The 20,701-nt window shown below is 63.4% G+C and carries 18 protein-coding genes; 12 read left to right on the top strand and 6 right to left on the bottom strand.

Annotation, left to right across the window (positions count from 1 at the left end):
- Nucleotides 1-62: 62 nt before the first annotated feature.
- Genes RIG82_13400 through RIG82_13385 form a run of 4 tightly spaced genes read left to right on the top strand, consistent with a single transcriptional unit; the run spans nt 63 to nt 5,748 of the window.
- Nucleotides 63-1,160 carry a mechanosensitive ion channel gene (locus RIG82_13400; GenBank protein MEQ9461938.1) on the top strand — a complete coding sequence of 366 codons (1,098 nt, stop codon included), beginning with the start codon at nt 63-65 and terminating at the stop codon, nt 1,158-1,160.
- 48 nt (nt 1,161-1,208) lie between these two features.
- A complete protein-coding gene (gene alaS, locus RIG82_13395; GenBank protein ID MEQ9461937.1) occupies nt 1,209-4,019 on the top strand; it encodes an alanine--tRNA ligase in 2,811 nt (936 codons plus the stop codon).
- 1 nt (nt 4,020) lies between these two features.
- Nucleotides 4,021-5,271 carry an LL-diaminopimelate aminotransferase gene (locus RIG82_13390; protein MEQ9461936.1) on the top strand — a complete coding sequence of 417 codons (1,251 nt, stop codon included), beginning with the start codon at nt 4,021-4,023 and terminating at the stop codon, nt 5,269-5,271.
- Between the two features lie 9 nt (nt 5,272-5,280).
- Nucleotides 5,281-5,748 carry a pyridoxamine 5'-phosphate oxidase family protein gene (locus tag RIG82_13385; protein MEQ9461935.1) on the top strand — a complete coding sequence of 156 codons (468 nt, stop codon included), beginning with the start codon at nt 5,281-5,283 and terminating at the stop codon, nt 5,746-5,748.
- A gap of 2 nt (nt 5,749-5,750) precedes the next feature.
- Here the strand turns inward: RIG82_13385 and RIG82_13380 are convergent, their stop codons facing one another.
- Together RIG82_13380 and RIG82_13375 are read right to left on the bottom strand one after the other, a co-directional pair.
- Nucleotides 5,751-6,362, bottom strand: coding sequence for a flavoprotein (locus tag RIG82_13380; protein ID MEQ9461934.1), 612 nt, complete (start codon nt 6,360-6,362; stop codon nt 5,751-5,753).
- 21 nt (nt 6,363-6,383) lie between these two features.
- Nucleotides 6,384-6,608, bottom strand: a complete 225-nt coding sequence (locus tag RIG82_13375; protein ID MEQ9461933.1) for a DNA-directed RNA polymerase subunit omega — start codon at nt 6,606-6,608, stop codon at nt 6,384-6,386.
- Nucleotides 6,609-6,722: 114 nt separating this feature from the next.
- On the opposite strand from RIG82_13375, the gene pheT reads away from it, so the two are divergent.
- Nucleotides 6,723-8,741 carry a phenylalanine--tRNA ligase subunit beta gene (gene pheT / locus RIG82_13370; protein ID MEQ9461932.1) on the top strand — a complete coding sequence of 673 codons (2,019 nt, stop codon included), beginning with the start codon at nt 6,723-6,725 and terminating at the stop codon, nt 8,739-8,741.
- Here the strand turns inward: pheT and RIG82_13365 are convergent.
- Complete coding sequence (locus RIG82_13365; protein MEQ9461931.1) at nt 8,738-9,412, bottom strand: phosphoribosyltransferase family protein; 675 nt, start codon at nt 9,410-9,412, stop codon at nt 8,738-8,740. The two genes, pheT and RIG82_13365, sit on opposite strands and share 4 nt — an antisense overlap.
- A 53-nt stretch (nt 9,413-9,465) precedes the next feature.
- Here RIG82_13365 and RIG82_13360 point away from each other — a divergent pair, with 53 nt between their 5' ends.
- Entirely contained in the window at nt 9,466-10,311 is an 846-nt protein-coding gene (locus RIG82_13360) for a hypothetical protein (GenBank protein MEQ9461930.1), read from the top strand.
- Here the strand turns inward: RIG82_13360 and fliM are convergent.
- Nucleotides 10,308-11,336 carry a flagellar motor switch protein FliM gene (gene fliM / locus RIG82_13355; protein ID MEQ9461929.1) on the bottom strand — a complete coding sequence of 343 codons (1,029 nt, stop codon included), beginning with the start codon at nt 11,334-11,336 and terminating at the stop codon, nt 10,308-10,310. The two genes, RIG82_13360 and fliM, sit on opposite strands and share 4 nt — an antisense overlap.
- A gap of 77 nt (nt 11,337-11,413) precedes the next feature.
- Here fliM and RIG82_13350 point away from each other — a divergent pair, with 77 nt between their 5' ends.
- The 6 genes from RIG82_13350 (at nt 11,414) to RIG82_13325 (ending at nt 17,638) form a co-directional block, all read left to right on the top strand.
- Nucleotides 11,414-11,896, top strand: coding sequence for a RidA family protein (locus RIG82_13350; protein ID MEQ9461928.1), 483 nt, complete (start codon nt 11,414-11,416; stop codon nt 11,894-11,896).
- 90 nt (nt 11,897-11,986) lie between these two features.
- Nucleotides 11,987-13,336 carry a hypothetical protein gene (locus RIG82_13345; protein ID MEQ9461927.1) on the top strand — a complete coding sequence of 450 codons (1,350 nt, stop codon included), beginning with the start codon at nt 11,987-11,989 and terminating at the stop codon, nt 13,334-13,336.
- A gap of 30 nt (nt 13,337-13,366) precedes the next feature.
- Entirely contained in the window at nt 13,367-14,404 is a 1,038-nt protein-coding gene (locus tag RIG82_13340) for a lysophospholipid acyltransferase family protein (GenBank protein MEQ9461926.1), read from the top strand.
- An 85-nt stretch (nt 14,405-14,489) separates the two neighbouring features.
- Nucleotides 14,490-14,897: a response regulator gene (locus RIG82_13335; GenBank protein ID MEQ9461925.1), complete on the top strand. Its 408-nt coding sequence runs from the start codon at nt 14,490-14,492 to the stop codon at nt 14,895-14,897.
- Between the two features lie 11 nt (nt 14,898-14,908).
- On the top strand, nt 14,909-16,273 hold the full coding sequence (locus RIG82_13330) for a hypothetical protein (protein ID MEQ9461924.1): 1,365 nt from the start codon (nt 14,909-14,911) through the stop codon (nt 16,271-16,273).
- Nucleotides 16,274-16,282: 9 nt separating this feature from the next.
- A complete protein-coding gene (locus RIG82_13325; protein ID MEQ9461923.1) occupies nt 16,283-17,638 on the top strand; it encodes a hypothetical protein in 1,356 nt (451 codons plus the stop codon).
- A 45-nt stretch (nt 17,639-17,683) separates the two neighbouring features.
- On the opposite strand, the gene RIG82_13320 is transcribed toward RIG82_13325, so the two are convergent.
- A complete protein-coding gene (locus tag RIG82_13320; protein MEQ9461922.1) occupies nt 17,684-18,031 on the bottom strand; it encodes an STAS domain-containing protein in 348 nt (115 codons plus the stop codon).
- A 17-nt stretch (nt 18,032-18,048) separates the two neighbouring features.
- Entirely contained in the window at nt 18,049-20,664 is a 2,616-nt protein-coding gene (gene gyrA, locus RIG82_13315; protein ID MEQ9461921.1) for a DNA gyrase subunit A, read from the bottom strand.
- Nucleotides 20,665-20,701: the final 37 nt, after the last annotated feature.

The raw sequence follows: 20,701 nt of genomic DNA, 5'->3' as shown, positions 1-20,701 counted from the left end.
GCGGCAGACAGGAACGCCCTTGGAACGGGTGATCACGCCTGCGGTGCCTGTACACTCTGGCCATGGTTGACGCGGCAGCTGTCATTCTGATGTTGGGTGTGGTTGATTTCTCCTGGGTGCCGGATTTGTTTCTGGTTTGGTTGCCCTTCGCGGTCATGCTTGGATTGATGGGCGGGGCTTTGTGGTTATTCGACCTACTGCTGTTGCGCAGACAGAAGTTGAGTGCTGATAAGCGGCTGCCGCGGCAGATCACGATGGCGGTGCTCACGCTGCTTGCTGTGATCATGGCCGTGCTCGCACTGCCGGGTACTGAGCTCGGTGTTTCGGAGTCGACACGAGGCAACCTGCTGAGCCTGATCGGCCTGAGCGTTACAGCGTTGATCACATTGAGTTCGACAACGCTGGCGGCGAACGCGATGGCGGGTCTGATGCTCCGAGCGACGGCGCCGTTTCGTGGCGGGGACTGGATCCGTGTTGGCGAGCACTTTGGCCGCGTCACGGAGCGGGGACTCTTCCACACAGAGGTGCAGACCGAGGACAAAGACCTCCTCTCGCTGCCAAACCTGTTGCTGGCGACGAATCCAGTGCGAATCCTGCATGAACGGGGGACAATCATCTCGACTGAGTTGTCGCTGGGTTATGACACGCCGCACCACGCTGTAGAGCCTCTGCTGCTTGAGGCGGCGACACTGACCGGGCTCGTGAATCCGTTCGTGTGGATCATGGAACTGAAAGATCACGCGGTGGTCTATCGGGTTGCGGGCCTGCTGGAGGATGTGACGGGTCTGATCTCGGTCCGCTCGAGGCTGCGGTCGAATGTGCTCACGACGTTGCACAAGGCGGGTATCGAGATCGCTTCGCCTTCGCTCGTGATCCAACGTCGTGGAACGATGGAGGACACGACAATCCCTCAGGGAGGCGAGACAGAGCCGCTGCCTGCGCTCGCGGAGGGTGCTGGCGATGTTGAGAAGCAACTGTTCGATAAGGCGGACGAGGCGGCACGTCGGACGAGCCTGGAGGAAGAGCGGGATCTCATCGATGCACGGCTAAAGGCGCTCGCGGAGGGAGAACCGTCGTCTGATCCGCTCGATGCGGTTCAACTGAAGCGGCGGCTGGAGGAGATCGACACGGAGCTATCGGAGTCACCGCCTCAGGCGTGAATGACTCTATACTCGATGCCCAGCACACTCGTCGAGAAAGAGCCTTCCATGCCGACCAGTTCTGAGATTCGCCAGCAGTTCGTCGACTTCTTTGTGAAGAAGCACGGGCACGTGAATGTCGTGTCGTCGCCGGTGGTCCCGCACGAGGACCCGACGCTGCTGTTCGCGAACGCCGGGATGAATCAGTTCAAGCCCTACTTCCTGGGCACGGAGAAGCCCGAGGCGACACGCGTCGTGAACACCCAGAAGTGCATCCGGGCCGGCGGCAAGCACAACGACCTCGATGACGTGGGCAAGGATACCTACCACCACACCTTCTTCGAGATGCTGGGAAACTGGTCGTTCGGGGATTACTTCAAGGCCGAGGCGATCGCGTGGGCGTGGGAGCTGCTGGTCGAGCAATGGGGCCTGGACCCCGAACGGCTGCACGCGACGTACTTCCAGGGCGACGCCTCGGAGGGCTTGGAGCCGGACCTGGAGGCCAAGGCGCTGTGGGAGAAATATCTGCCTTCAGAGCGGGTGCATCCCGGCAACAAGAAGGACAACTTCTGGGAGATGGGCGACACCGGGCCCTGCGGGCCGTGCTCGGAGCTGCACTACGACCGCAGCGCGGACAAGTCGGGCGGGTCGCTGGTCAACGCTGACGCCCAGGACGTGGTGGTCGAGATCTGGAACCTGGTGTTCATCCAGTTCAACCGCGGGACGGACGGCAAGCTGTCATCCCTGCCAGCCAAGCACGTGGACACCGGCATGGGCTTCGAGCGGATCGTACGGATCCTGCAGGGCAAGCTAAGCAACTACGACACCGACGTGTTTATGCCCATCTTCAACGCGATCCAAAAGGTGACCGGGGCGCGGGCGTACCAAGGCGGGGCGGAGTCGCTCAAGGACCCGATCGACACCGCCTACCGAGTCATCGCGGATCATGTGCGCAGCCTGACGTTTGCACTGTCCGACGGCGCGCACTGCGGGAACAAGGGCCGCGACGCCGTGCTGCGAACGATCCTGAGGCGCGCGGTGCGGTACGGGCACCAGACGCTGGGGGTCGAGGAGCCGTTCCTCTACAAGCTCGTGCCCGCCGTCGTCGAGCACATGGGCGGCGCGTTCCCGGAGCTAACCAAGTCGCCCGGCAAGGTCGCGGACGAACTGCGCGAGGAGGAAGAGGCGTTTCGCAAGACGCTGGAGCGAGGGATTGGCATCTTTGATCGAGCCATTGAAGGGCTACGGAAAGGTGAAACACTTTCGGGTGAGACCGCCTTCGACCTCGAAGCCACCTACGGCTTCCCGATCTCGCTGACACGTGTGATGGTGGAGGAGCGAGGGCTGACGGTGGACCTTGAGGGGTATGAGAAGGCGAAGGCCGAGCACGCGGAGGTGTCGCGGGGTGAGGCTGGCGGGGCGGACCTCAAGGCGCAGCTGGTCGAGCTGGTGCAGAAGCACGAACTCGGGGCGACGGAGTTTATTGGCTACGAGACGCTATCGACGCCCGGCGTGGAGCAGGTGGTGCGGCTGTTTGTCGAGAAGGATGGGCGGCTGGTCGAGGGGGGATCGGCGACGGTGGGTGAGCGGGTCGCGGTGGTGGTGGACGTGACGCCTTTTTATGGCGAGGCCGGCGGTCAGGTCGGGGACAGCGGGACGCTGGAGTTTGGTGATGGCCGGGTCGGCGTCGAGGACACCCAGAAGGTCGGGGCGGTCTGGTTCCATCTAGGCGTCGTCGACCAGGGGACGGTGACGGGCGGGCGGATGACGGTGACCGCGGAGGTCGATGAGGAGCGGCGGCGGAGGATCATGGCCAACCACACAACGACGCATGTGCTCAATCGCGCGCTGCGGGATCATGTGAATGAGGACGCGATGCAGCGCGGGTCGCTGGTGGATGAGGAGCGTCTGCGTTTCGACTTCTCGCACGGGTCGCCGGTGACGGCGGAGCAGATCGCGGCCCTCGAGAAGCAGGTCAACGATGACATCGCCGCGGACCTGCCGGTGTACGCGGAGGTCGCGGATCAGGAGGAGGCACTCAAGATCAACGGCCTGCGGGCGGTGTTCGGCGAGAAGTACCCGCCCAAGGTCCGGGTGGTGTCGATCGGTGCGTCGGTGAAGGAGCTGCTGGCGAAACCCGACCACAAGGCGTGGGCGAAGCTGAGCATCGAGTTTTGCGGCGGCACGCACCTGACGCAGACGGGCGCGGCGGAGGGGTTCGTGATCGTGAGCGAGGAGAATGTCGCGAAGGGCATCCGCCGAATCGTCGGGCTGACCGGCGAGGAGGGGCATCGGGCGCAGTCGATGGGCGAGATGCTGCGGAATCGGGTGGATTCGCTGGCGAGGGTCTCGGCGGAGAAGCTGGGGGCGGTGCTGCCTGAGTTGAGCAAGGAGGTTGAGATAGCCGTGATGCCGTTGACGATCAAGCACGAGGTGCGGGGTCGGATTGTGTCGCTGCAGGACAAGCTCAAGGAGGCGCAGAAGGCTTTGGCGAAGCAGTCGGCGTCGGCGGTGGCAGATGTCGCGCGGGAGGTGGCGGAGGCGTCGGAGGATGGGTCGCCGATCGTCGCGCGGTTCGAGGATGCCGACGGCAACGCGCTGCGGACGGCGATGGACGTGATCCGAAAGAAACGGCCGGCGAGCCCGCTGCTGCTGGCGGGGGTGAGCGGGGACAAGGTGTCGCTACTCGCCGCGGTGCCGAAGGAGTTGATCGGCCAAGGTCTCAAGGCGGGGGATTGGGTGAAGGCGGTCGCGCCGGTGGTCGGTGGCGGGGGTGGCGGGCGGCCTGATATGGCGCAGGCCGGGGGCAAGGACCCCGGCAAGGTGGATGAGGCGTTGGAGACGGCCCGGGCGTTTGTGAGCGGGAAGGTGGGGGCGTGAGATGCCGCGAGTTAATGAGCATTTTCTGAAGTTGCAGGCGGGGTTCCTGTTCCCCGAGATCGCCCGGCGGGTCGAGGCGTATGCCAAGGAGCACGCTTCGGAGGTCAAGACAAAGCCGATCGTGAAGATGGGGCTGGGGGATGTCACGCAGCCGTTGCCGGGTGTGTGTGTCGAGGCGATGCACCAGGCGGTGGATGAGCAGTCGCGGGCGGAGACGTTTCACGGGTATGCGCAGCACGTGGGCTACGACTGGCTGCGAGAGACGATCGCGGAGCACGATTTTCGATCGCGGGGTTGTGATATCTCGTTTGACGAGGTGTTTATCTCGGACGGCTCAAAGAGTGATTGTGCCAACATCCTCGACCTGCTGGCAGCGGGGGATGCGAATCGGTTTGCGATCACGGACCCGGCTTATCCGGTGTACGTGGACACGAACGTGATTGCGGGGAACACGGGCGCGGGGATTCAGGGCGGCGGGTACGAGGGTTTGGTGTATCTGGCGATGACCCCGGACAACGGATTCGACCCGCCTAAGCCCTCCGGAAATGACGTTGATGTGGTCTATCTCTGTTACCCCAATAACCCGACGGGGGCGGTGATCTCGAAGGCTGCGTTGCAGAACTGGGTGGACTGGGCGAATCGGACGGGCGCGCTGCTGCTGTTTGATGCCGCGTACGAGGCGTACATCACGGACCCGGCGGTCCCGCATTCGATCTATGAGTGCACCGGCGCGAAGTCTTGTGCGATCGAGTTTCGGAGTTATTCCAAGTCGGCGGCGTTCACGGGGACGCGATGCGGGTACTGCGTGGTGCCGAAGGGGCTGACGGCGTCGACGGCGGACGGGCGTGCCGTGGAGCTGAACCCGCTCTGGGTCAGGCGGCAGCGGACGCAGTTCAACTCGGTCTGCTATGCGGTTCAGCGGGCCGCTGAGGCGCTGTACACCGATGAGGGAAAGACGCAGGTGAAGCAAATGGTGGGGTATTACCTTGAGAACGCACGACTGCTACGGGAGGCGATCATGGCGGCGGGGCTGCGGGTGTATGGCGGGGAGAGTGCGCCGTATCTTTGGGTGGAAGCGCCGGGTGGCATAAGCAGTTGGGACTTCTTCGATCGGTTGTTGCGCGAGGGGCATATCGTGACAACGCCTGGGTCGGGCATGGGGCCTGCGGGCGAGGGGTTTGTGCGGGTCTCGGCGTTCCCGAGTCGAGAAGACGTGATGCGTGTGGTTGATCGACTGGGCGCGATCTTTTAGGGGCCCGCTATGGGTGAGCCGGATTTTGATTTGGTGCAGGAAGTGAGCGTGTTCCTGGCCTCGTGTCGGACCGCGAGTCTGGCGACGGTCGGGGTGGACGGGGCGGCGCACGCGGCGAATGTGCAGTACACGGGGGATGGGGCGTTTGGTCTGCTGTGGGTGTCGTCGCCAGCGGCGGATCACAGTCAGGACCTGGAGCACGACCAGCGGGCGGCGGTGACGGTGTACGCGCACGATGATCGGCCGGCCTCCATTCACGGGGTGCAGATGCGTGGGGTGGTGGAGCGGGTCGAGGACGAGGGGGCTTGGAATACGGCGTGGGAGGCGTACACGGCGAAGTTTCCGTTTGTGGCCGTGGACCCAGAGTTCAAGGTGATGGTGGAGAAGCAGGCGTTTTATAGGTTTACGCCGAGCTGGCTGCGGTGGATCGATAACCGGCGCGGGTTCGGCTGGAAGGTGGAGCGGGAGCTGGTTTAGGTTCAGGACTTGAGCATCTCGGCCAGGGTGGCGGCGATGCGGTCGGGCTCGGCCATGCGGCCGGCGCCTTCGGTTCGGCAGGCCTGCCAGCCTGAGTCGGGCTCGATGATCGTGAGGCTGGGGAGCATCTCGGCGAGGTGGCGGAGGTTCCGCTGGACGATGGGGTTGGCCCACATGTCGGCGTTCATGGCCGGGGCGATAGCAAGGGGGCGATCGGCGGGCAGGGCGGTAGCCGCGAGCGAGACGGGGTCGTCGCAGAGCCCGGCGGCAAGTTTCGCGATGAGGTTGGCGGTGGCCGGGGCGATGACCATCAGGTCAGCCTCGCGAGCGATGGCGATGTGCTGGGCATCGGGCCGGTCGTCGGCGTCCCAGATGGAGGTGATGACCGGACGGCCGGAGAGCGACTGGAAGGTGAGGCGTCCGACGAATCGGGTGGCCGATTCGGTCATCACGATGCGGACCGACGCTCCGGCTTTGACGAGGGTCGAGGTGAGGGCGGCGGCTTTGTAAGCGGCGATCCCGCCTGTGACGGCGAGCAGGATGCTGCGGCCAGACAGAGACGACAGCGAAGGATTGTCGGCTTCGGTCGGGTCGGATGGAGCCCGCTCGTTCATGGGGTTACGGGGTGAGGCGGGTCAGGCCTTGGCCTCGTCCTCGACATTGGCGTTGGGAAGTTCGAGGGTGATCTTGCCTTCGACGATTTCCTGGACGGCGATCTCGAAGTCGTTACGGCCCTTGCGCTCGACGAGCGGGCGTGCCCCATCCATGAGTTCACGGATCCGGTGTTGCACCAAAGCGGTGAACTTGAAGCGACCACCAAGCTGGTTGATCACGGTGTCGTCTTTGAGGGCTTCGATCAAGGGGGTTGCTCCTGTTTGGTCGGACCCATCAGTATAGCCGGGGTATCGGGGGGACTCAAACGGGATTCGGGGAGCGGTAGGCCCCTTTTGGACCAGACGTTACACTCCCAACCTATGAAGATCAGTCTGGCATGGCTCAATACCTATCTGTCACGGCCTGTGGATGCGGAGGAGGCCGATCGGCTGCTGACGGACCACGGGTTTCCGATCGAGGAGCGGGTGGCCCGGGAGGGCGGGGACGTGATGCTGGACGTGGAGGTGACGTCGAATCGGGGGGACTGTCTGTCGCATGTGGGGGTAGCTCGGGAGATCGTGGCGGGGTCGGATCGGGCGTTGGTGATGCCGGAGCTGGGGTATGAGGAGGCGGGTGAGGGTGCTGGGGTCTTGGCGAAGGTGTCGGTTGACGATGCGGAGGGGTGCCCGCTGTATACGGCGAGGGTGATTCGTGGGGTCAAGGTAGGTCCGAGTCCGGACTGGCTTCGTCAGCGGGTTGAGTCGCTGGGGCTCAGGAGCGTGAACAATGTGGTGGATGTCACGAACTTCGTGCTGATGGAGTTGGGACAGCCGCTGCACGCCTTTGATCTGGCGAAGCTGGCGGGCGGGGAGATTCGGGTGCGGCGCGCGGCGAAGGGGGAGGCGTTCAAGGCGATTGATGGGAGCGAGCACAAGCTCGACGCGTCGATGCTGGTGATCGCGGATGCGGAGCGGCCCTGCGCCGTGGCGGGGGTGATGGGAGGGCTTGAGAGCGAGGTGACCGAATCGACGACGGACCTCTTGTTGGAGTCGGCGATTTTCGCTCCGCTGACGGTGCGATCGACGAGTCGAGCGTTGAAGCTGGCGAGTGATTCGAGCTTCCGGTTCGAGCGGTTTGTGGACCCTGCGGGCGTGGATCGGGCGAGCCGACGGGCGGCGCGATTGATCGTTGAGGTGGCCGGTGGAACGGTCTGCGGGGGCGTGATTGAGGTCGGGGGAGCTGTTGTTGGCACGAAGCCGTTGGGTCTGCGTGGGGAGCGGTGTCGGACGCTGCTGGGGATGGACCTGAGTGATGAGCAGCAGGCGGGTTATCTGGCACGGCTGGGGCTTGAGCCGCAGGTGAAGGATGGCGTGATTGAGTGCGCCATCCCGAGTTACCGTTTTGATCTGGTGCGTGAGGTCGATCTGATCGAAGAGGTCGCTCGGCTGCACGGCTTGGCGGCGATCCCGGAGACGGAGAAGATCTCGCTGGTGGCACGGGCCCCGCAGGAGGCGGTGTTGGCGCGGCAGGAGATCGCGAACACGCTGCAGGGCTTGGGATTCCACGAGACGGTGACGCCTTCGCTGCTGGAGCCTTTGGAGGGCGAGGCGTTTCTGGTTGACGGGGCGCGTCTGATTGAGTTGGAGGGGCAGCGGCGGACCGATCGTGCGCTGCGGCCGAGTCTGCTGCCGAGCTTGCTCCACTGCAGGAAGCTCAATCAGGATCATGGCAATCACGGGGTGCGCTTGTTTGAGGCGGCGGCGGTGTGGTGGGCGGAGCGAGGTGGGCGTGCGGAGCATCGTCGGCTGGCGATGCTGGTGGATGCTGAGGACCCAGCGGAGGCGCTGCGGGAGATCAAGGGTGTGGTGACCGAGTTGGTCGAGGCCTTGGCGGGGACGGGTGTGGGGACGCTGGCGTTTGATCGGTCTGCGCAGGGCTGGTTCGATCCGGGGGCTGTGGTGAAGCTGGGTGACGAGGCGTTGGGGGTGTTCGGTCTGGCGTCGAAGGCGCTGGTGGATCGGTTCGATCTGCAGACACGGGTGGCGTTGGTTGAGCTGGACCTGGATGCGCTGCTGGCTCTGTATCCGCCGGTGTACTCGGCTCAGACCCCGCCCCGTCTGCCGGGGATTGAGCGGGACTTGTCGCTGGTGGTGGACGAGACGATTGCGTGGGAGGCCATCGCGGGGGTGATTGATGAGGTGGCGCCGGCGCGGATGGAGCGGCTGGATTTTCTCGGGACGTATCGGGGCAAGCCGATCCCCAAGGGGCGCAAGAGCGTGAGTCTGCGGATGGCGTTTCGTGACCCGGAGCAGACGCTCCGGCATGACGCGGTCGATGGCGAGGTCGATGCGGTGGTTAAGGCGTTGACGAAGAAGGTCAACGCCGAGTTGCGGGTCTAGTGAGGTTCGGCGACAGCGAGTACGGCGGTGTGGACCTCGTGGACGCCCAGTCTTTGGAGGCAGCGGGCGCAGCGGGTGAGGGTGGCGCCTGTGGTCTTGATGTCATCGACGAGCAGGACTCGCTCGGGGATGTCGCGGGCGATCCAGCGGGGCTTGCGGGGTTCGATGGAGCCTCGGAGGTTGGCGACGCGTTGGCTCGGGGGGATCAGAGACTGCGGGGCGGTGAGGCGCGACCGGCGGAGCAGGGGCGTGAGTGTCCAGCGTTGGTGGCGTGCGATCGCGCGGGCGATCAGGTGGGTGTGGTCGAGCCCCCGGGTGGTCCGCCGGAGCCAGTGCATAGGGACAGGAACGGCCACGCAGCGATCGAGGTGCGGGGGCAGAGCGTCGGCGAGGGTGACGCCGAGTTCATCGGCCCAGGAGTGGCGGCCGTGGTACTTGAGGCGCTTGATCCAGTCGCTCAGAGGTGGTTTGTAGCGGCCCAGTCGGGTCATGGACGACCAGGGGAGCTTGAGCGAGCGACAGCGGGAGCAGTGCCGGTCGAGGACCTCACCGGGGCCAACGCAGACCCCGCAGCTCGGGCAGTAGGCTTCGGAGGTGTCGGGGAGCCAGCCGGTGGTGTTGACCTCGGGTGGGGCGAGGGTGTTGAGCATAAAAGCGATAGCAGATGGCATGACGGCCAGTATAGGGTGAGGAGTGGCGGAACCAAAGCTCTATGATGGCGGGCATGAGTGACGCCTCGCCTCCGATTGAGCGTGTGATGGAGCCGATCCTGATTTCGGCGCCATTTGGCAACTACATTCAGCCGAAGGGGGCTACGCCAACGCTCGGGACGTTTACGCTGGGGAGGCGTGGGGGTCGTGTGTGGCGGATTCTCAAGACGGTGCGTTATTCGTTTTCACTCGATGCGTGGACGAATCGGATCGGGCTGCGGAATCCCGGGATGCCTTGGTTGGTAGAGCGAGCGGAGGCGGGGAAGAAGCGGGTCGATCACGCGCTGGTGAGTGTTCATGGTTTTGATCGGTCGGAGTGGTCGACGTTGCTGAGTCTGGCGGCGCGGGTGAAGCCGCTGGGGATTGAGCTGAACATGAGCTGCCCGAACGTCGGGGAGGTGGGGTTGCCGGAGGGGCTGTTCGAGGAGGCGGTCGCCACGGGGGTGCCGGTGGTGGTGAAGGTTCCGCCGATCCGGTTCGAGGCGATGGCGGAGGCGGCGATCGAGGCGGGGGTGTGGGGACTACATGCCTGCAACACGTTGCCGGTGCGGGGCGGGGGGATGAGCGGGGCACCATTGCACCCGTTAGCGCTTCGGTGCGTGCGGGACATCAAGCGGATGATCAGTCGTGCGGGCGGGCGTGGGGTGCGCGTCATCGGCGGCGGGGGGATTACGCGCAACCATCACATTGATGGGTTTGTTGATGCCGGAGCGGCTTATGTGGCGCTTGGGACCAAGACGATGGACCCTCGGCTGCTGTTGACGGATGGACCGGTGCGTGGGCTGATTGAGCACGCGCACGAGAGACTTGGGCGGCCGGAGGTGGCGTCGATGACTGAGGTTGAGGGGAGCGGGATCTAGACCCGGTCTTTGGGTTCGATCTTGCGTGAGACTTTGAAGGCGCGGTTGCCGCGATACTGGCCGAGTTGGCCGATGAACTTGCGTTTCCCGCCTATTTCCATGGCGAGCGGCGCTTTGGCGGGCTTCTCGGTGAGGACGATGTCGCCCGGCTGGAGGTGGCGTAGATCGGAGAGGGAGAGCTTGGTTTCGGCGAGCAGGACACGGATGCCGACGCGGGCGACTTCGAGGTGGGAGGCGACGCGTCCACGGATGGCCTTGTTGCGGACGGATTTTTTGTAGGCCTCCCAGGTCTGGTTGGAGAGTTTTTCGACGACGGGTTCGATGACGTTGTAGGGGATACAGAGGGACATGGTCCCGGCGCGTCCACCCATTTTCATCTCGAATCCGACGACGACGACGACCTCATTGGGAGGGACGATCTGGACGAGGGCAGGGTTGGACTCGGTTTCGCCGAGTTTGAAGGTGATGTCCAGGATGTTGGCCCAGGCCTCGCGGAGGGCGTCCATGGAGCGAGAGATGATCTTGTTGACCAGGCGCTGCTCGATGGCGGTGAGCGGGCGCTGGGGGATGAAGAGGTCGGCGTTGGACCCGCCAAGGAGGCGGTCGATGATCGGGTAGATGATCAAGGGGGAGATATCGAGACACATGCTGCCGTCGAGCGGGTCGCAGCTCAGGAGGCTGAAGCAGGTGGGGTTGGGCAGGGAGTGGGTGAACTCGGAGAAGGTCATCTGCTCGATGTCGGAGACTTTGACCTCGACGATGGTGCGGAGGAAGCCGGAGAGGGAGGCACCGAAGCTGCGGCTAAAGACGTCGTGGAGTGTTTCGAGGGCGCGCATCTGGTCTTTGGAGACGCGCTCGGGTCGTTTGAAGTCGTATTCGCGGATTTCGAGAGGCTCGTGGGTGATCCCGCCTCGGCGGAGGGAGTAGATGGGTGCGGGTGCGGCCTCTTCCTCGGTTTCGACGTCCCCGCCTTCGACGGCTGCGAGCAGCGAATCGATTTCGTTCTGGTCGAGCATGTCGGTCATGGCGAAGGTCTCCGGGTTCTTTATCGGACACCCGGGGTTGCGGCCTTCACCCGTGGCGGAACGGTAGACTGGGGTCTATGAGTGATCTTCAGCATCCGCGGCGTGCTCTGGCGACGCTTGGGCACGAGATGCCCGAGCCGGTCAAGGCGGTGGCCAGTTATCTCCCGGCGGTCCGTCAAGGGGGCGTGATCTACGTCAGCGGGCAGTTGCCGATGCGGCGTGGTGAGCTGATGGCGACGGGGACGGTGCCGAGTGCGGTGTCTGTCGAGAAGGCGGCGACGGCGGCGGGGCAGTGCGTCCTCAATGCGCTGGCGGCTGCTGATGGGCTCCTCGGAGGGGATTGGTCGGGGGTCGAGCGGATTCTTCGGGTGGCGGTTTTTGTGGCCAGTGACCCTGGGTTTGGCCAGCAGCACGTCATTGCCAACGGGGCCAGCGACCTGCTGGTGCGTGCTTTTGGCGAGTCGGGACGGCATGCTCGGGCGGCGGTGGGGGTGCCTGGGCTACCGATGAATGCCGCGGTGGAGGTGGAAGTCTGGCTGGCGTGCGGGGGGTCGGCTTGACGGTGAGGACGCTGCCCCGGACACTGCCCGGAACGATTTGAGCCCCGGTGAGCACCGGGAAACCCAGAGCTCTACAGGAGTTGACGCGCTATGGCACGAGGTCAGGACACCGGGGCCACCACCATCGCCATCGGGGCCGCGATTGCAGCGGTCGTCTTCCTCATCCTCGCTGTGGTCTCATGGACCCAGCTAAGTGGGGCCAATCAGCGTGCTGAAGATGCGACCAGCGAGCTGGCTGAGTATGTCAGTCGATCGCAGCAGTCAGCCCCTGAGGTCGGCGTTTACCGCGAGCGAGCCGGCCGTGGGCAGACGGTCGTTGGCGTGATGCTTGAGGAGAATCAGCAGCTTCGCTCGCTGATCGGCGTGGACGCTGCGTTGCCGATCGAGGATGTGGCGGCCCGCATCGAGGAGACTGGCGACAGTTCGTTGCTGCGGACGCTGGCTCAGACCCGCAACAACCTGCAGCAGGCCGAGGCGCAGATTCGATCGAAGGATGAGGCGCTCGCTGAGTCGAGGGGTCAGCTTGAGGCTGCGAACACCGAGTTGGCGTCGATCCGCGATCGGTTTAATCAGGCGGCGCAGGGGATTCTCGGGCAGTTCCAGCAGTTGAGCGGGGCGTACACCAGTTCGATGGAGGAAATGTCTGAGGCAGGCGAGCGCTACACCTCGCTGCTCACGGATGTTCGTCGTGACAAGGATCAGGAGATCCGGCAGCAGCAGAGCACGATTCAGGACCTCGAGACTCAGTTGCGGTCGCTGGACCGGAGAATCCAGGAACTGCTCAAGCTCATCGAGGGCGGCACGCTGGAGTACCAGGTGGTCTCGACGGATGGTGAGATCGTGGCGGTGGCGGCGGAGGACCGCGAGGTCTTCATCAACCTGGGCAAGAGTGATCGTCTGCAGTTGGGACTGACGTTCGAGGTCTTCCCTTCGGGTGAGTTGATCCGGACGGATCGGGACGGGCAGGTGCGGGGCATCGGGACGATTGAGGTGATCTCGATTGAGCCGAACACGGCGATCTGCCGGGTGGTGCGGATCGAGCGGAATCGGTCGATCCGCGAGGGCGACAGCATTGTCAACGTCGCTTACGACCGTGAGCGGAATGTGAACTTCTATGTGTTTGGTCAGTATGACTTCACCGATCCTGGGAGCAGCTCCCGTGGGGATCGTGAACGTGTCGAGGGCATGGTGACTCGGTGGGGTGGATCACTATCGGAGGAGTTGAGTTACGAAGTGGATTACCTGGTGCTTGGTGTTCGTCCGCAGCGACCGGCGCCGTTGCCGCCTTCGGTGATCGATCCGGTGTTGATCGAGCAGCACGCCCAGGCGATCGCTGCGGCCAATGAATATGAGCGTCTGATCGAGGAGGCTCAGGCCTTGTCGATCCCGATCCTCAACCAGAGCCGCTTCCTCGGGCTCGTGGGTTACTACGAGCGTTAACCGCTGACTGGCCGCCCGGCGGCTCACCTGATGGCCCGAACCCGTAAGCCACATCCATTGCTCGATCGTGCCGCTTATGTGGCTGCGCGAACGGTCTCGACGGCGATCACCTGTTTTGATCCCGATGGGAATGCTGAGATTGCAGGTCTGCTTGGGCGATGGTTGTCTCGGATCGATAAGCGTCATCGCGAAACCGCGCGGAGCAATCTGCGGCTGGCGTTCCCGGACTGGTCGGAAGAGCGGGTTGACCGTGTGGCGGTACACACGTTTGAGCACCTGGTGTTGCTGGCGGTGGAGGCGTTGCAGACCCCGCGGGTGATCACGCCTTACACATGGCGCAAGCGGATTGACACTGATGGAATCGGTCCGGCTTTGAAAGTGCTGACCTCTGGGCGGCCGTCGATTCTGGTGACGGGGCATCTCGGCAACTGGGAGATCGTGGGGTACACGCTGGGGTTGCTGGGTTTCCCGATCGCTGCGGTTGCGCGGCCGTTGGATAACGCACATATCAATCGGTGGCTTCTCGATGTTCGTGAGCGGACGGGGATGCGGATCGTCAATAAGTTCGAGGCGATGGTGCGGCTGCAGAAGATTGTCGAGGACGGGGGGTCGGTGGCGTTTATCGCGGACCAGAATGCGGGTGATCGAGGCTTGTTCGTGCCGTTCTTCGGGAGGCTGGCGAGTCATTACAAGTCGATCGGGATGCTGGCGATCAAGAACCGTTGCCCGATCGTGTGCGGGTATGCCTGGCGGGTCTCGGATCGTTTTCGGTTTGAACTCGGGATCAGCGATGTCATTGAGCCCGAGGAATGGGAGAGCCAGCCGGACCCGATGCTCTACATCACGGCCCGGTACAGCCGGGCGATTGAGGGGATGATCCGTCCCAGGCCCGAGCAGTATTTCTGGATGCACCGGCGGTGGAAGAGCCGTCCGCGGCACGAGAAGCAGGGCAAGCCCTTCCCGGATCGGCTGCGAGAGAGCCTGAGCCAGTTGCCTTGGATGTCGGAGGAGGCCCTGTCGGCGGTGGTGTCGGATTCTGAGGCCTTGGCTGTTGCACAGCCGGCGTGATCTCGCTGGGTTTTATTGAACGCTTGGTCGTGGTTCGGTCTATGATGATCCATTACCCGGGGCCAATAACAGGAGAACAACCACTATGGTGGAACAAGACGAACAGCTTCGCCTCGATGGGATTAAGGTTCTCATCGTTGATGATGACCCGGAAGTGCGCGCCGCGATCGATCACGCCCTTCAGGCCGAGGGTGCCCTCACGCAGACCTGTGGCGATGGTAATACGGCGGTGCGCATCTGCGATACGGACCCGCCCGACCTGGTGGTTCTGGACATGATGCTTCCTAAGCGATCGGGCTTCCTTGTGCTTGAGAAGATCAAGCAGATCGAGGTCCCGCCTGTGGTCATCATGTGCACGGCGAACGAGGGCAAGCGTCATCAGCAGTACGCTGAGGTGCTCGGCGTGGATGGTTACATCCTCAAGCCCGTTCGTCTCGAGCGTCTGATCTCTCTCGCTGAGGATCTGCTCGAGAAGCGTGCCGAGGAGGCCTGAATCGAGGTTTGATGATGCGACCTTTGATGGCTCTGGTGATGTTGCTTGGCTGCGTTGTCGCGGTTGGCTCCGCGCCAGATCTCTCGAGTGCGCAGTCAACGGAGTCAGGCGATGTAGAGACGGCCTCAGAGAGTGAGCAGCCAGTGACGACGGTGATCACGCCGCTGGTGGGTCGTTACGAAGTGAGGCTGCGTGACGGGCGACGGCTTGAGGTCGATTGGGTCCTCCGGGGGGAGAGCGGGATTGAGGTGGGCGTGGGATCGGCGCGGGCGCGGTTTGGCGACTTTCAGCTACTGGACGTGCGCAAGCTGCCTGAGCCGGAGGTGGAGTTTCGAGAGCGGCGGTCCAGGATCGCGGATACGAATATCGAGGCACGGTATGAGCTGGCATTTGATTTCTATCAGCGGGGGTTTCGCGACCTGGCTTTGACGGAACTTGATGATCTTCGCGAGCATTATCCCGACAGCCTGCGGGTGACGACGCTGCATGAGTTGATCCGAGACCAGATTGCTGCGGAGGAGCGGTTGCGTCGTGAAGAGGCTGCTGACACGGCGCTGGAGCGAAGCACGCCAGAGATTATAGAGTCGCGGGTTCTGCGTCTAAGCCCGGAGCAGATCAGTCTGCTGCGTCTCTGGGAGATGCCTGATGACCTTCGGTCGGTGCGCCCCAAAGTGCGTGTGCCGGCTGAGGTGCTGCGTGAGGTGTTCGAGCGTTACGCTGATCACCCGGCAGTGCCGAGGGCCAGAGCGCTTCGCGGTGCGCTGATGCGCAGTCACGGCTTTGATCAGTTGCAGTTGCTGTTTGATCTCGAAGCGAGGGAGTATTACGACCGGGTGGAGGTTCTCACGGACCCGCCTGTGATCGCGATGTTCATGGGGGTGCTCCGGCGGGGTTATCACGGGCGTTATTTCGCACGGTATTTCGGTGATGGAAAGATCGAGGGTCTGCCGATCTCGGGCTCCGGGATTGACCCTGCGGGTGCCTACGCTGACTTCGCGACGCTGGCGGTCACTTCGATCGACGGTTTACCGATGCTCAACCGGGCGGACCCGGCTCGTTCGCTCTATGTCCAGTGGGGCTTGCCGAGAGACGTTGCGGAGTTCCCGGCCCCACGGGTGCCGGGTTGGCGGCCCTATTTTCGGGGCACGGATGACCGGGTCTATCTGTTCCTGGTCGAGTGGGTGGATAGTTTTTACGAGCCCGGGGGACCGCCGGACTACGGTTTTCCGTGGCCGCCCGATGACGGTGACGAGTCCGGCGCTGCTGGCGATTCCTTGGCTCCGGTGCCCGTGGAGGCGGATCGGGGCAGTGGCCTGCTTTCCTCGCCTGTGGGCTTGGGGTATCCTCATGCTTTCTCAGTTCCTAAGAGCCCGTGAGGACGAGCCTTGCGTATTTCAACCAGCCTGCTCCTGACGACACTGCTCCTCGCTGTCCCCGCGTGCGATCCCGCTGGTGGGGCGGATGCCACAAGCCGGAATCAGCTAGCCGCCGCGATCCAGCTTTTTGAGCAGGCGAACATCGGCTTTATCCCGCAGCAGGATCAACGACCGGGTCTGTCTCTGAAGGACTACCGGATCGAGAAACTCACGGCGGCTCGGACCGAGCTGTCTGAGTTGGCGAACTCTGCATCGGACACGACGCGCGCCCGGGCGCTCCGTCTGCTGGCGGATATCGATGCTGCTCAAGCTCGTCTTCTGAGTGATCAGGCGACGACTCGTTTTGCCGAGATTGCCGTGCAGGGTGTTCAGGCTGCGGGGATGGTGGACATCGCTGAGAAGGCTGTTCTGCGGATCGGCATACTCAAGGACTCCCAGGCCTCTACGGCGGAGTCGATGGCTAACGAGGCCGCTGAGTTGGAGCAGAAGGCCCGCGCCGCTTCTCAGGAAGTGGAGGCCCATCGGCGTGAACGTGACCGGCTGGCGGCTGAGCGTGAGCGCGTGCGTCGGGTGTACGAGGAATCGGTCGCGACTCAGGTCGAGTTGATCAATCGCTCCGGACCAGCGATCGGGGATGAGAAGTACGAGTTATTGGATCAGGCCGCCCGTGCGGAGGTCCGTGCGAGTCTTGCCACGTCAGAGACCGAGAAGTTCGACAGCCAGATCTTTGCGGTCGAGACCGAGATGGGCCGTGCTCAGGCGATGCAGGCTGGCTACGCCGAGACGGCTAAGGGGCTGCGTGAGCGTGCGGCCGCGACTCAGGCGGCTGACCAGAGCCGAGCCGAGGCCTTTGTGGTTGCACAGAGGCAGGCAGCGGATGCTGCGGAACGCTTGCTGGCGGCTGGGGCGTCGTTTGCTCAGGCCTACGATGAGCGTGTTGAGCCTCAGTTGGTGAATGCTCTTGAGTCCGCAGAGAAGGCCGTAGCGAACCTCAATCAGGCCCGCCGGCTGGCCTCGCGGGACGAGGGCCAGGCGATCGATATTGAGTTGCTGGGCAAGCGAGCCGAGTTGGCGCATGCCGCTTTGATCAGGGCGAACGTCCTTGAGGACTTTGGCAACCTGCTTCGGCCGGTTCAGGAGTCACTCACGCGACTTGGCAACGGTGATCAGGCTGTGTCGGCGGCAATCGCGGCGGCGCAAGAAAAGCTGGCTGAGACCAAGGAGTCGGTCGCTGAGGCGATCCAGCAGGCTCTTGAGCAGGGTGATCAGTTGGCTCAGCGCTACGCAGAAGACACCCAAGAGGGGCGTCTGGTACGCAGGCAGATCGAACGGCTGCGGACCTACGCACAGAATCTGGGACTCTGACCAACTCGATCCGAGTCAGAGTCGATCTCAATCTTTTAGCTGGACTTAATCGGGGTTTTCGTCGAGTTGCAGGCCGGCGAGGGCGGTGGCGGTCTCGGCGTCGAACTCGAAGACCTTATCGAGTCCAGTGGCGATGAAGACGGCCCAGACGGGATCGGAAGGGGCGGCCAGCCTCAGGCGACAGCTTCGATCGATCGCGGTTTTTCTCAGCCGCAGCAGTTGGGAGAGGTTCGAGGAGTTGAGGTGAGCGACGGAAGAGAGGTCGAGCACGATGTGCGGTGTCTGGTCGGCGCGCTTCATGCGCTCGTGCAGGGTGTCAAGCACTTCGCCGAAGTTCGGGTCGTCGCTTAGGGCGACCAGCCAGATACCTGTGGACCATTGCTGGATTGACATCGTACTCCCTTGCCGGATTAGTCGGCTTGAGTCTCATCCTCGATTGGATCGTCTTCAGCGATGCGTGCAACGGAGGTGACGATGTCTTCACCCTTGATGGAGATGACGCGGACGCCCTGAGTGGCGCGGCCGGTTTGTCGGATGGACTCGGCCTGGACCCGGACCACCATCCCCTTCTGAGTGATGAGCATCAGGGAGTCGCGCTCGTTGACGAGTTTGAGGGCGGCGACTTCCCCGTTGCGACCCGCGGTCACGATGTCCCGGCGTCCCTTGCCGCCACGGGATTGCGGTCGTGCGCCATCTTCGGCCTGGACGAGGTATTCCGAGGTTGGCGTGCGCTTGCCGTAGCCGTTGACGGTAACGGTGAGGAGATCGGCTTCGTGATTCTGGGGGATCTTGATCATGCCGACCACGGCGTCTCCTGCAGCGAGGTCGATGCCCTTGACGCCTGAGGCCGAACGCCCCATGACACGGGCGTCTGATTCGGAGAAGCGGATGGACATCCCACGACGGGTGCCGAGGAGGATGTGGTCGTCCCCTGTGCTCCAGGCGACATCGATGAGCTCATCGTCGTCGCGGAGGTTGAGGGCGATGATGCCGGCGCTGTTGACGTTGCGGTAGTCCTTGAGCGCGGTGCGTTTAATCAGCCCGTTTCGTGTGGAAAAGACGAGGTAATCTTCACCTTTCTCGAAATCCTGGATGGGCATGAACGCACAGACGCGCTCTTCCGGGCGGAGGTTGATCAGATTGATGATCGCAATGCCACGCGAGGTGCGGCTGGCCTCCGGGATCTCGAAGACCTTGATCTTGAAGACGCGGCCGGTATCGGTGAAGCAGAGCAGGTCATCGTGGGTTGACGACACGAACATGTGCTCGGTGAAGTCACCCTCGCGGGACTTCCCGCCGATGACACCTTTGCCGCCTCGGCCCTGAACGCGGTACTCCTCAACAGGCAGGCGTTTGATATACCCGGCGTTGGTGATGGTGACGGCGACCTGTTCGACCGGGGTCAGCTCAGCGAGATTCAGTTCGCCGACTTCGCCTTCTTCGATCACCGTTCGTCGCTCGTCGGCGTATTTCGCCTTGAGGTCGGCGGTCTCGTCTTTGATGATCTGCGAGACCCGCGCGGGGTCAGCGAGGATGGACTCGTACTCCTCGATCTGAGCGACCAGCTTGGCGTAGTTGGCAACCAGGTGTTCGATTTCGAGTCCGACCAACTGGATCAGTTGCAGCCGGCCGATCGCTTCAGCCTGCAAACGAGTGAGGGCGACAGGATTGACGGCGGACTGCGCGAGCAGACGCTCGGGGATCTTGGGGGCGCTGGGATGGTCAGCGGGGATTCGGAATCCGCGGACCATGAGTTTCTCGATGGCTTCGTCACGCGTCTGGCTCTCACGAATGAGCCGGATGACTTGATCAATGTCGCAGACGGCGTAGATCAGGCCCTCGATGCGGTGGGCTTCCTGCTGGGCCTGCTGGAGCCGGTACGCCGTGCGCCGGCGGATAACGTCGCGGCGGTGATCGATGTAGTGGTTCAGCAACTCGGGCAGGCTCAGGGTGCGTGGCTGGCCGCGGACCAGAGCGATGCTGATGATGCTGAAGGTCGACTGCAGGGGGGTGAGTCGGTAGAGCTGGTTTTCGACAGCGGTGGGGTCGGCTCCGCGCTTGAGTTCGATGACCAGCCGCATGCCGGCACGGTTCGATGATTCATCGACGACGTTGGCGATGTCGGTCAGCTTGTCAGCGCGGATCTGCTGCTTGATCTTCTCGACGACGCCGTCGTTCTTGGAGACCTGGTAGGGCAGTTGTCGGACGACGAGCAGTTCTCTTCCCCGAGCGGTGGTCTCGTGCTCGATTTTGGCCCTGACGACCGCGCGCCCACGACCGGTGGCGTAGGCATCGAAGATTCCGCGACGGCCGCAGATGATGCCGCCCGTGGGAAAGTCAGGGCCCGGGATGATTTCAAGCAGTTCACGGATCTCGATGTCCGGTTCGTCCACCATGCGGGTGATGGCGTCGCAGATTTCGCCGAGGTTATGAGGCGGGATCGAGCAGGCCATACCGACGGCGATGCCGACCGAGCCGTTGACCAGCAGGTTGGGGAACCGGGCGGGCAGGTAGCGGGGTTCTTCGACGGTTTCGTCGAAGTTGGCCTGCCACTCGACGGTGTCGAGTTTGAGGTCGTCGAGCAGTTCCATCGCGTGGCGGTGGAGCCTGGCTTCGGTGTACCTCATGGCCGCAGGCGGATCGGGGTCGATCGAGCCGAAGTTGCCCTGTTTCTCGACCAAGAGGTAGCGGGTTTTCCACTCCTGGGCCATGTTGACCAGGGTGGGGTAGATGGCCTGGTCGCCGTGGGGGTGGTACTTCTTCATCGTCTCGCCAACGATGCCCGCGCACTTGGAGTGCTTGCGGCCGGGCGAGAGGTTGAGGTCATTCATAGCGACGAGGATTCGCCGCTGCGAGGGCTTGAGGCCGTCGCGGACATCGGGGAGGGCGCGGTCGACGATCGTCGACATGGCGTAAGTCAGGTAGGAGTCCGCCAGCTCGCGCTCGATGGCCAGATCGACGGTTCTCCCGCCAGCGGGGATCTCGTCGATAGGGCTTATGTTCGGTTCTTGTGGGGTGTCGGTCATAGGTCTCGGCGTCGTAGATTGGGGCTGTATTCGAGAG

It is taken from the genome of Phycisphaeraceae bacterium, assembly GCA_040222855.1.
In the GTDB taxonomy this organism is placed as follows: domain Bacteria; phylum Planctomycetota; class Phycisphaerae; order Phycisphaerales; family Phycisphaeraceae; genus Mucisphaera.
Note: the sequence above shows the minus strand (reverse complement) of the source record. Positions and strands in the feature narration are given on the sequence as shown.